General features: G+C 47.9%; 9 protein-coding genes. 2 read left to right on the top strand and 7 right to left on the bottom strand.

Annotated elements, in window-relative coordinates; all coding sequences use genetic code 11:
• From V6C93_RS11685 to V6C93_RS11665, 5 genes are all read right to left on the bottom strand, one after another.
• A partial coding sequence (locus tag V6C93_RS11685) for a tetratricopeptide repeat-containing protein (protein WP_349262688.1) occupies positions 1 to 968 on the bottom strand: 968 nt, incomplete at its 3' end.
• A gap of 404 nt (positions 969 to 1,372) precedes the next feature.
• Positions 1,373 to 2,914: an AAA family ATPase gene (locus tag V6C93_RS11680; protein WP_333476830.1), complete on the bottom strand. Its 1,542-nt coding sequence runs from the start codon at positions 2,912 to 2,914 to the stop codon at positions 1,373 to 1,375.
• Positions 2,915 to 3,051: 137 nt separating this feature from the next.
• Positions 3,052 to 3,642 (bottom strand): 50S ribosomal protein L25/general stress protein Ctc, encoded by a 591-nt coding sequence (locus V6C93_RS11675; RefSeq protein ID WP_333476829.1) that lies wholly within the window; start codon positions 3,640 to 3,642, stop codon positions 3,052 to 3,054.
• 114 nt (positions 3,643 to 3,756) lie between these two features.
• Positions 3,757 to 5,097, bottom strand: coding sequence for an adenylosuccinate synthase (locus V6C93_RS11670; protein WP_333476828.1), 1,341 nt, complete (start codon positions 5,095 to 5,097; stop codon positions 3,757 to 3,759).
• A 250-nt stretch (positions 5,098 to 5,347) separates the two neighbouring features.
• The gene (locus V6C93_RS11665; protein ID WP_333476827.1) at positions 5,348 to 5,497 is read right to left on the bottom strand and encodes a hypothetical protein; all 150 of its coding nucleotides are present in this window, start codon (positions 5,495 to 5,497) and stop codon (positions 5,348 to 5,350) included.
• A 100-nt stretch (positions 5,498 to 5,597) separates the two neighbouring features.
• Between V6C93_RS11665 and V6C93_RS11660 the strand changes: the two genes are divergently transcribed.
• The gene (locus V6C93_RS11660; RefSeq protein ID WP_333476826.1) at positions 5,598 to 6,644 is read left to right on the top strand and encodes an adenosine deaminase; all 1,047 of its coding nucleotides are present in this window, start codon (positions 5,598 to 5,600) and stop codon (positions 6,642 to 6,644) included.
• 148 nt (positions 6,645 to 6,792) lie between these two features.
• Here the strand turns inward: V6C93_RS11660 and V6C93_RS11655 are convergent, their stop codons facing one another.
• The gene (locus V6C93_RS11655; protein WP_333476825.1) at positions 6,793 to 7,191 is read right to left on the bottom strand and encodes a hypothetical protein; all 399 of its coding nucleotides are present in this window, start codon (positions 7,189 to 7,191) and stop codon (positions 6,793 to 6,795) included.
• Positions 7,192 to 7,425: 234 nt separating this feature from the next.
• Positions 7,426 to 10,770, bottom strand: a complete 3,345-nt coding sequence (locus V6C93_RS11650) for a GAF domain-containing protein (protein WP_333476824.1) — start codon at positions 10,768 to 10,770, stop codon at positions 7,426 to 7,428.
• Between the two features lie 855 nt (positions 10,771 to 11,625).
• Between V6C93_RS11650 and V6C93_RS11645 the strand changes: the two genes are divergently transcribed.
• Positions 11,626 to 12,020 (top strand): response regulator (locus V6C93_RS11645; protein ID WP_333476823.1); only part of this gene is annotated, 395 nt, incomplete at its 3' end.

Genomic DNA, 12,020 nt, shown 5'->3' with positions numbered 1-12,020 from the left:
GGTTCGGCTTGGCTGTAGTTGCCCATATCCCGGTATAGCCCTGCCAAGTTGTTGAGACTAAGGGCAACATTGGGATGCTTTTTGCCCAGCACTATCTCCAAGATTGCTAAGGAGCGTTGATAGAGAGGTTCGGCTTGGCTGTAGTTCCCCTGTGCCTGGTACAGATTTGCCAGATTGTTGAGACTGCTGGCAACATGGGGATGCTCTTTGCCCAGCACTTTCTCCACTATTGCCAAGGAGCGTTGATAGAGAGGTTCGGCTTGGCTGTAGTTTCCCTGTGCTTGGTACAGATTTGCCAGATTGTTGAGACTTTGTGCAACATCGGGATGCTCTTTGCCCAGTACTTTCTCGAAAATTGACAAGGAGCGTTGATAAAGAGGTTCGGCTTGGCTGTATTTTCCCTGTGTCTGGTACAGCTGTGCTAGATTGTGGAGACTGCTGGCAACAAGGGGATGCTCTTTGCCCAGCAGTTTCTCGAAGATTGCCAAGGAACGTTGATAGAGAGGTTCGGCTTGGCTGTACTTCCCCTGTGAATAGTATAGTCCTGCCAGATTGTTGAGACTGGTGGTAACATCGGGATGCTCTTTGCCCAGCACTTTCTCGCGGATTGCCAAGGCGCGTTGGTAGAGAGGTTCGGCTTGGCTGTACTTCCCCTGTGCGTTGTACAGCCCTGCCAGATTGTGGAGACTGCTGGCAACATTGGGATGCTCTTTGCCCAGCACTTTCTCGCGGATTGCCAAGGCGCGTTCTGCTAGGGGAATGGCAGCAGCGTACTGTCTTTGATTGTAAAGCTGCTTCACCTGTTGATGTAGTCGCTTAGCTTCCTCCAGTTGGGCTGACTGTTGGGCTGACTGGGGAGGATTAGTTTGTCCTACCACTGGTGCGGGTACTCCAGCTAGTAATGCCATGACTCCGAAGAGTGTAACCGCCCACGGTAGAGCTTTCCTGACTCGTGCTTTTCCCTTCATCATTGCGATGCCTCACTCTCTCACCCAGTTTTTCTATCTCTCTAAGAGCCCAGCTTATGCAGCTCATGGGAAGATTTTTGGTGTTACGCGATGGTCGCTGCGTGAACCGCCGTAGGCATCGCAGAATCATATTGATGTAGGGGCGTATGGCATAAGCCCCTCAAGTCCGTAAAAACCACAACCTAACAGGGCGCAAGGCTTGCGCCCCTACAAAAATTTTGTGGTGCAATAGGCGTGGCTATTTTCACCCTGAACTCAAAACCTAGCTTAGAATGAATGGCACTGACTTAAGCGATCTCCTGCGGAATTTGCCCCCTAAATCCCCCAATTTTGGGGGACTTTGAACTCTGGCTCCCCCAGAATTGGGGGTTGGGAGGCGGATCGGCTCGTTATTTCAGTGACATTCAACCTAGAATTTCTTGAAGCTGTGATGCCCAATCTTGAGTAGTATCTATCGGGGTGACGAGGGATTGTTCCGCTTCTGTGAAGGGTTCAGCCGCCGCGAGTTGCTGAGTTACAAGCTCAACCGTGGCATCGGAAACATCACCGGTACGGGATGAGATGCGATCGCGCAAAACGTCTTCTGGGGCTGTACACTGAATAATCTTAATGGGCAACTTGTGGGTATTCGCTTGTGCAATAGCCTCTTGTCGTAACGCAATGCGATCGTACTTTGCATCCAAAATCACCGGAAAGCCCCGATTTGCCAGCATCAGCCCCAATTCTAACAAGCGATTGTAAGTCTTCTGGTTCATTTCACTCGTATAAAGCTCATTTCCCCCTTTTTGTTCCAAAGAAATACCCGCAAGGTGTTTACGCACCGCATCGGAACGGAGGTGAATCGCCCCTAAGTGTCTTGCTAAATGTCGCGCTACTGTCGATTTACCAGAACCCGACAACCCCGACATCAAAATCAGTTGCCCCTGATTCGTTTTCGTATACTCCCACGCCTGTCGATAATAATCTGACGCGACTTTTGCCGCCTCTTGCTTGGCCTCTTCCGGAACACCGGGGTCATCCAGTAAAAAAGAAGTTACCTTCGCTCTTACATACGCCTGCCGACTCAAATACAACGGTAAAACTTGTAATCCTTCCCAGTCGCCAGTGTGCTCAATATAAGTATTTAAAAACGCATTTCCTAAGTCTTTACGCCTCCGTGCCTCCAAATCCATCACGGTAAACGCCACATCGTACATCACATCAACAAAGCGGAATGGCTCATTAAATTCAATGCGGTCAAACAATTGAATTTTGTCATGCCAAAAGCAAATATTTCTCAGATGCAAATCGCCGTGACATTCTCGAATCCGGTTATTTTCCCGGCGTGTTGCCAATAACGTCTGCTGCTGTTCAAAGAACGTATCGCTAAATTTCTTTGTTTCCTCATATTGCTGTTGCGTTTGAGGGCCACCAATATAATTTTCCGCTTGCTGATAATTCTCGTCAAATGCCTCGCGAATTTTGGCGACTTCTCCAAAGAAGCGGATGTAATCATTCGTTTCAGCTTTGGCATGGAATTGGGCAACAATTCGCCCTAATTCTTCCATGTGATTTTCTGTCAGTTTCCCCTGCTCAAACATCGTGATAAACAGAGCTTCTTGGGGAAATTGACACATTTTCAGCGCATATTCTACCGCTTGACCCGCACTCCCCAAAACAAACTTGCCATCGATTTCAGCAATGGACAAAACCTCCAGATAAATCTCAGGCGCGATTGGCTGATTCATCCGCAATTCTTCTGAACAGAAATGCTGCCGTTGTGCCAACGTCGAGAAATCTAAGAAGCCAAAATTCACAGGTTTCTTAACTTTGTATGCATAATCACCCGTTAAAAATACGTAGGAAACATGGGTCTGTATCAATTGAATCGGTTCTGTTACCGGGTGGGGATAAAATCCCGGTTGCATCATTTGCTGAATCAAGGCCGGAACAGATGTCTGTGTCATTTTTCGGGGAGGATGTGAAAGCCTTGGTTTTTGTTAAAGAAAGGGGCGAACTTTCTGGGATGGGGCATTTTCTCATACAAAAAAGCCAGGGACAATTGTCCCTGGTCTTCCTCAATTCATGAGGATAAACCTCAAGTCTATGCAGAAGCTTCTTCGCTTGCTTCTTGTCCGCCAGCGTAACCGCCCACGATAACAATAGTGGTTTCGGGTTCAAGCATTGGCGTGATACCCTGTGGCAAAACAAGGTCGCGAACATGTAGACTATCTCCAATCTCTAGATTAGAAACATCAACATCGATCGATTCGGGGATGTCGCCTGGGGCACACTGCACCTGAATTTCTGTAATCACAGGATCGAGGATTCCGCCTAATTTGATCCCTGCGGCCTGTCCCATAAAGTGCAATGGCACGGTTACTTCAAGGCTGTCTTGAGAGGCTACGGAGAAAAAGCTGAGGTGGTAGACTTGATTTCTTTTCCAAGGATGAGTTTGCACTTCCCGTAGGAGAGCTTTGCCATTCCAGGAAATGTCAGGAATCGCCACCTGAACAAGAGTGTTGTTAACCGTAGCCTTTTTGAGCAGAGTTTCTGCGGCTTTGGCTGGTAATGTGAGTGAAACTGATTCTGTCCCTTTATGTCCGTAGAGAACCGCAGGGATTAAACCAGAACGACGCAAGGCTCCTGGCTTGCTGCCTTCTGGTCGCTTTTGACATTCAACTGAAACTTCCATCTGAGTAGCTTTTATAGGTTTTCAAGAGTGAGCGACAGCCCGATCTTAGATTTTAGAGGGTCGAGGCGAGAATTATGGGTTGGACTTTATTCCAAAAGCCAAAATCTAAAATCCTTAGACTCCGGATGTTACGGGTGAGCCGTTGGCATAAAGCAGTGCCCGTTTGGGGCCATGAATCGGGTCTTCTACGATAATCGTTTGGTCGCGGCTGGCTCCCAAGGAGACAAGTGCGATTGGTACTTCCATCAATTCCGCCAGGAATTTGAGATAATCTAGTGCCTGCTTGGGCAAATCTTCCAGTGCCCGACAATCTTCGGTGGATTGTTGCCATCCCGGCATGGTTTCGTAGATGGGTTGGCAGCGAGAAAACCGACGAGAGCTGCTGGGAAAGTTTTCGCAGCGTTTGCCGTCGATTTCGTAGGCAACGCAAACTTTGATTTCTTCGAGGGTGTCGAGAACGTCGAGTTTGGTAATGGCTAGACAGTCAATGCCATTGATGCGAACAGCATAGCGACCGATAACGGCATCAAACCAGCCACAGCGACGGCGACGACCGGTGGTGGTACCAAATTCCGCTCCGCGATCGCACAATATATCTCCAAGCTCTCCATGTAGTTCGGTTGGAAATGGCCCTTCTCCCACACGGGTGGTGTAGGCTTTTGCTACCCCAATGACGCGATCGATCATGGTCGGCCCCACGCCTGCACCCACACAAGCCCCACCTGCAACCGGATTGGAAGAGGTGACGTAGGGATACGTACCGTGATCTAAATCTAACAGTGTCCCTTGAGCACCTTCAAACAAAATATTGCGTCGTTCTTGAATCGCATCGTAAATCTTCAACGAGCAATCCACGACATGAGGCCGCAATCGCTCAGCATACTCTAAATACTGAGCGATCACGACCGCTGGGTCTAAAGGCGGCAAATTATAAAGCTTTTCAATAATGACGTTTTTATAGTTAATCGTCCAGTTCAGCTGTTTTCGCAGGGATTCGGGGTTCATCAAATCCAAAATCCGAATGCCAATGCGTTCTGACTTATCCGCATAAGTGGGGCCAATCCCGCGACCGGTGGTGCCGATTTTGTGGTTGCCCCGTCGCTCTTCGGATGCCTGGTCAATTAACCGATGGTAAGGCATCGTGACATGGGCTGTTTCCGAAATCAGCAGTTTTTCGGTGGAAATGCCCAGTGCTTCGAGCTGGTCAAGTTCTGTAATTAAGACAGCGGGGTCAATGACCGTACCAGAGCCAATAATACACTCGGTATCAGGATACAAAATCCCAGAGGGAATAAGGTGAAGCTTGAAGGTTTGGCCTTGAACAACAACGGTATGCCCAGCATTGACCCCCCCCTGGTAACGGACGACGACATCTGCCGAACGACTGAGTAAATCTGTGATCTTGCCTTTTCCTTCATCGCCCCATTGGGCACCGATTACAACAACGTTAGCCAAGGGTTTTTTTTTATTCTAAAAGTTTTCACAAACTACAATTATTATCATCCGGTGTAGCGGGTGTCAACTTGAAGTAACACTAAGTCATGACAATCAGAACAGGGGATGTGTGCAGGCGTTGGAAATCAATATGTTACAACGCATTGAGTTCAATAGCCATAAGCTGAAAGCGCAAGTTCGTTAAGTGGTAACCGTCGGGCTTTTTCAGCTCGTGATTGACCGATCTACATAGAGATATAACTTGGCTGAACTATGCTGTTGCGATCGCACTCCTGGTTTTGGGTACAAGACCACTTTTCCGGGGCTGGTGAACTGATTTAGCTCTCTGCTGAAGATGCGATTTGCGCGACGCTTCGGCTTCTCCCATGCAGTATGCAGCTAGCGCTTCGTTATCGCCCAAGTCACCTACGAGCCTATTAGCTTCCCCTTAGTGGACTCACGATTGAACTATATTGACGCGGCTGTTACCGATTCCAAGCATTAGTTTTAGAGAGGTTCTTGTGACTTTATACGCTGAATTACACCGTCATCTCGGCGGTTCGGTTGTCCCTCGTATTCTGTGGCGATATTTCCAACGCCACAATCCCGAACACGCACGACGGTTCCCTGAGTATGTAGGATTTGAGGAGTTTTACACACGACCTCGCAGTACGCTAGATGAGTATCTAGAACTGCACACATTGGTAGAAAGTGTCCAAACCAAGGAAACTTTGCCTTATTTCATCTATCGCCTGATTCGTGGGGCGCACATATTTGAAAATTTGGCGTATTTGGAGCTACGCTACACGCCTTATTTGCGAACATCTGAGCGGTTAAGTCAGTCTGAACGCATTGAGCAAATGGCGCAGATTGTGGAAATCGTGGGCAAAGCCAGCCAGGTTCCCGAATATCCGATAGTAACCAGCCAAATTTTGTGTATGCACTCGCGCTTACCTTATGAGGTAAACAAGGCAATTGTTGACTTGGCAGCGCAGAGTCAGGAGTATGTGTGTGGGATCGATTTGGCGGGGGGAGATGCTCACTATGCTGAGCGTTTAGATGAGTTTATTGGGTTGTATCAGTATGCGCGATCGCTCGGCCTGAAAACCACCGGTCACCTCTACGAAACCCCAGATGGCTGTTACCCCGAACTGCTTCCCTATCTGATGCGGATTGGTCACGGCATCCAAATTCCTTTAAAGCATCCAGAATTATTACCCGCGCTGCAACAGCAGGGGCAGTGTTTGGAAGTTTGTCCCACTACTTATCTAAAAACAGGCACTCTAGAAGATATCCGGCAGCTGAAGATAGTATTTGATCGCTGTTTTGACGCGGGTGTAGATATTGCGATCGGCACGGATAATGCAGGATTACACAATGTTCGACTGCAATTTGAGTATGAGAACTTACTGACGCAAGATGTGATTAATTTTAAACAGTTACAAGCTTGCCAAGATGCCGCTTTCCGCCATGCTTTTGCATGGCCTCATTCCCAAGATCCAACTTCGCTGTTGACGGGATTACTGAAAACTGAACCGAAGAAAACGTTAGCCATTAATAGCCAGTAAGAGTAAGCTGTTGTGCGTAAAACCTTGCATATTTCTTGTGCCGTTGGAGAGTAGGGAGTAGGGAGTAGGGAGTCGATGAATTCCCAATTTTCTATTCCCGATTCCCGATTCCCCATTTCCCTTTTCTTCTACGAGTCAGTAGTGACGATTACCATACTTCATCAATCGGCGGTGGCTCTACACCTTGAAAACCCATACCCCATTCATAATGGGGCGGCTCTGGTAAAGGTGGTGGTGGGGGTGATACGACAGACTTATCGTTGCCCTCAGAAGCTGAGTTCAAGGAATGCATGGGACTAGTCGTATGAATACTACTGACCCAGCTATTGTTCGTTCTGGGTGGCAATGGTGTCAACGTATCCGGGATTTTGCCCTCCCGATCCAGTAACTCACTCAGATGGTGCAATCCTTCACACAATTTGTGTAAGTGTAGGCATCGGTAATTGGCGGCTTGCCAGTCTCCCGCTTCGAGCGCTTCGACGTATCCCTTCTGCAAGGCTCTAATCAGCCTCAGCTGGGTTTCGATGATTGGATAAGTGATTGCCATTGATTTTGCTGTTGTTGAATTGTGCTCCGCCATATATGCCTCAAGGTATTCTCCGTAGAAGAAGAAAAACCAGCCTTCTCTGTATAAGGCTTTCAAGCGTAATTCCGTTCAACAGAATCCCTTCAAAGAAGTTTTGTTAAAGAGCCGTCGCGGCTACACCAACAAGGTGCGATCGCCTCATACCATTTTGGATGCGAGGATTTTAGATTCTGGATTGCACAAGCCTTCTGGAGGCTAGCCCTCAGTACCCAATGCCTTGACGGAGGGAGCGATCGGAATTTGAATCCAAAATTCAGCGCCCTGCCCTGGCTCCGAGTAACACTGGAGAAGACCCCCATGTTTCTCTACTATGATTTGGTGGCTAATCGACAAACCCAAACCCGTGCCCTTACCCACGGGTTTAGTGGTGAAAAAGGGGTCAAAAAGACGCCTTACCACACTGGGTGACATTCCCGGCCCATTATCACGAATCCGAACCACCGCTTGATTATCATCTAAAATTTCTGTACTAATCCAGAGCGTTGGTGAAGAGGGAACAGGAGCCGCCAGGGATGAGGGATGGATCTGGTTAACTTTTTCCCCAGCTGGAAGACTTGCCTGACTCAAGCCTTGTTCCATCTCTTCAACTCTCCAACCCTCTAAGGCGTCGATCGCATTGCTGATGATATTCATAAAGACTTGATTGATCTGACCGGCATAACACTCCACAGGTGGCAGGCTACCGTACTGTTTAATCACCGTGACGCCGGGATATTTGCCTTTGGGCTTCAAGCGGTTGTGGAGAATCAGTAAGGTACTGTCAATCCCTTCATGGAGGTTGACGGGTCTCATTTGGGCGTCATCTAACCGGGAGAAGTCGCGCAAGGACAGGACGATTTCCTGGATGCGGTCAGCCCCCATCTTCATGGAAGATAGGATTTTGGGCAAGTCCTCGATCAGGAACTCTAAGTCTATTTCTTCGATAAATCCTTGGAGTTCTGGATTCGGCTCTGGATAGTGCTGTTGATAGTAGTTAATCAGGTCGAGCAGGTCTTGGATGTAGTTCGTGGCATGGCTCAGGTTGCCCGTAATGAAATTGACGGGGTTGTTGATTTCATGGGCAACTCCGGCGACCATCTGTCCCAGACCGGACATTTTTTCGTTTTGAATCAGCCACGTTTCGGTTTGGTGAAGGTCTTTTAACGCGAGTTCGAGATGATGCGCTTGGGTTTGGCTGGCAAGAGCGGCGGCGCGAGTGTTGGCCAATAATTCTGCCTGCTCGATCGCGATCGCCAGCTGATCGACTACAGCTTGCAACAATTCGACTTCCCGATCGCTCCACTGACGAGAGCCATTATAGTGACTACAAGCGATCGCACCGAGTTGACCAGTGTGGGTTTTCAGGGGAAGCAGCACTCCAGCCGTAATCCCCCAGTTGTTGAGGAGCGATCGAGTTTTGCCATCTAAGTCGCCGGTCTGGCTCAGATTGTCAATCCTTAGTATTTTTTGTTCGCGAATGATTTCCGCGATGGGTTCCAGATGGGGCGGTAAGCTCTCTCCCAACAAACTGGGCAGCTCAGGGTTACGGGCTTCGTGAGACACGCTCAAGCTTGCTTGCTCTGGCTCTTCAAAAAACCACAAAAAGTAACAACTGTCAACTTCCAGTAAACTCCGAATTTCGGTGACGGCGGTATTCAGAATGATATCGAGATCGAGGCAGTTGTGAATTTGGCTAGCTAACCGACAAAGCAAGGCTTCCCAACGACTGAGGAGTTCATCTCGTGACCAAGCCCGGTCAATGGTGATCGCGATCGCATTAGCAACCCATCCCAAGACCTTGTGGACGACTTTGGACAGCCGATGATGGCTATGCAGCGCCATAACCCCCACTAACCGTGACTCGACAATTAGGGGGTAGCCACTAAAGTTGATGGCGGTGATACTGGCTTGTCTCCCTTGACTCGACAGCTGAGTGTTTAGGGGTTGCCGGGTTTGGGCGATGGTACCGATCAAATGATGGTTAGGGGGAACATGAGCCGGGAACGTGTCGGCAGGCTGGAGTGTTCCGGATGAGGCTTGCAAGTCCAAGGCCAAGGGGTGGCCTGAGCCTACTGAGGCAGAGTCAACGAGCCAAATTCCAACCCCGGTCGCGTCGAGGTGTTGTACCATTGCCTCAGTACAAAGTTTGAGGCTTTCAATCAAGGTACTGCTCTGGCCCAGTGCGGCTCCTATATCAGCTTCTAGCGTTGAGAAGTGGGAGCGTTCTAAGAGAGTAGCTTTTCCCTGATGGCTTGAGGTAGCCTCACGACCAATCCCATACACTACGTTTTCCTGAGTCGGCTTAAAAAAAGTCCACCCTAGCCTTTTATAGGAACCATCCTGACAACGATAGCGATTTTCAACCTGGATGGTTTCGCTGTAGTTCGTCAACCTCTCCCATGCCGCTTGGGTGGCGGATTTGTCTTCAGAATGAACAAAATCGAGGAAGGGTTGAGAGAGGAGTTCCTCTGGGGTGTAGGAGAGGATGTTGCCAAACGCCGGGTTCATCCGTTTGAAGTGGCCATCGAAACCGATGATGCACATTAGATCGGGCGAGAGGATAAAAAAGCGAGCCGTCTCACAGCCGACTTCGCTCAGACGCTCTTCTTGCATCTGCTTGCGCTCAGTAATATCTTGGCAAATGGATACATAGGCACAGGGTTTTTCCTGAGCATTCAAGATGGGTACAATTGCCGTATTCACCCAGTAAACACTGCCATCTTTCGCTCGATTCCGGATTTCACCCTTCCAAACCTTTCCTCTAGCAATGGTCACCCACATCTGTTTAAAAAAATCCGATGAATGGTAACCGGATGTAAGCAGGCGGTGGTCTTTTCCGAGCAGTTCATCTTTAACATATTTTGAGATTTTACAGAACTGCTCGTTGACGTATTGAATTTTCCCCCGATGGTCTGTAACTGACACCATCGAAGTTTGCTCCAGCGATAATTTGAGCGTTGCCAGTTCTTGGTGTAAAGCGTGCTGTGCCTCTTTCTGCTGCTGACGCTTGTTCACCCTTTCTTTGAGGGTCGTTACCTTGTTAGGCCACTCTGACTGCATAGTAGTGCAGCCTAGCATTAGGCTGATTGCGTGTTTACTCAACACGACCAGTGCCTCTTTTTGTTGTAAGGTGAGCGATCGCGGAACCCGATCACTAACGGCTAAGAGTCCCACCACTGTTTTTTGAGGAGTAACTAAGGGGACAGCCGCATAAAACCTGACTTCGGATTGAGATTTTACTAGGTCATCATGAGCGAATCGTGGGTCGGCTAAGACATCCTCAACGACTAACTCTAGGGAATCCAAGTTGCTTAATTGTAGAATAGTATGAGTACACAACGCCAAGTAAGCTTTGCTTAAGGTAGGGTCTAAGCCCACATGGAAGTTGAGCCACTGCTGTTGTTCATCGATTAGAGACAGAAGAGCGATCGGTGTCTGGCAAATGCAAGCTGCTAAGCGAGCCAAATCGTCAAATGCACCTTCGGGAGCCAAGTCGATGATTTGATCCGGTTGAACCTCATCAAGGTTAGCTACTCCGTTCCCAAATAAAAGCGTTTTCATTGCTGAGCATTCCTCTCCTCGCCGAAGCCAGGTTTTTTACAGTTGCGTGGCTCAATGGGGTTTGAGTAACTAATAGAGCCGCCCCTTTGTGGACACAGCTTTTTCATTCAGCGGCGATTTCATTACTTTGAATAAGAAGTTAGATAATTTTCCGATAAAGTATCAATCAAATAGCCCTCAAAATCCATCAAGCCGATGTTCCTTGCCTTTGGCTCTGTTTTAGTGACTAACAATTGTCTTGTTAGGAGCTTCCATGAAAACTCTAGCCCGATCCACTATCGGTTGATTACCTCAATCTTAACTAATTTTAGAACCGCTTCTCTAATCTTCATTAATCGTACATTAGTTTAAGTTTTTTAAAGTGCTTCAAAAAGTTTTCTTACTACTAAGAGTCGGACTGATTTCAATCTAGCGTGGCTTGACAGAAATCAAAAGTCCTTTGGGAGTAACGTATTTAACGACTTGTAAAGTGATGAATTATTTCTGTCAGCCTGGACGACTCATGAAGTAGGTATAAATACAGAAAATTAAGAATAGGGTAATTTTTAGACTCTGGAAACTGAGCGGTAGGAAGTATCGACAGCTTACTCTTCCCTATAGAAAGTTACTCAAAACATTAAAACTTAGTTAAGATGAATTGGGGCTTAACTGTATAAGTTTATTGACCAAAAACCAAAAAGGTCTCAAACCCCCGACTTTCAGTCGTGGAGAACAAACAAATTGGTTCAGTATTGCAATCCCTCAACTTGTCGCTCCTTTGGAGCGCCCGCTTGCGCTAACAGTGGGTGGGACAATTCCATTATCCAAAATCCAATGACCTGTCAGAAATTCAATCAATTGTAAAGATAGGTAAGTATGCCATTACAGACTCAGCAACCTACCATTCTTGCTGTCGATGACAGCCTTGTCATGCAAGAACTAATTAAACAAGCGTTGGTAACCGACTACAAGGTCTTGGTAGCCGATTGTGCAGCGGAGGCTTTGTCTTTGATCTACCACCAACCGATCGCAATGCTGTTATTGGATGTGTGTATGCCAGAAGTCTCTGGTTTAGAGCTGTGTCGTACACTGCGTAGCTTGCCGCAGTTTGGGCATTTACCCATTATGATGGTGACTGGCAAAGACAAAGTGTTTGATAAAGTGCAAGGACGCCTAGCTGGGGCAAACGAATATTTGACCAAACCCTTTGATGCCCAAAAACTCCGAGAGACTTGTCGTCAGCTCCTCAATATACCCAGTTCAATAACAAC

The organism is Allocoleopsis sp. (genome assembly GCF_036703385.1).
Lineage (GTDB): Bacteria > Cyanobacteriota > Cyanobacteriia > Cyanobacteriales > Coleofasciculaceae > Allocoleopsis.
This window is presented reverse-complemented; position numbering and strand designations above follow the sequence as displayed.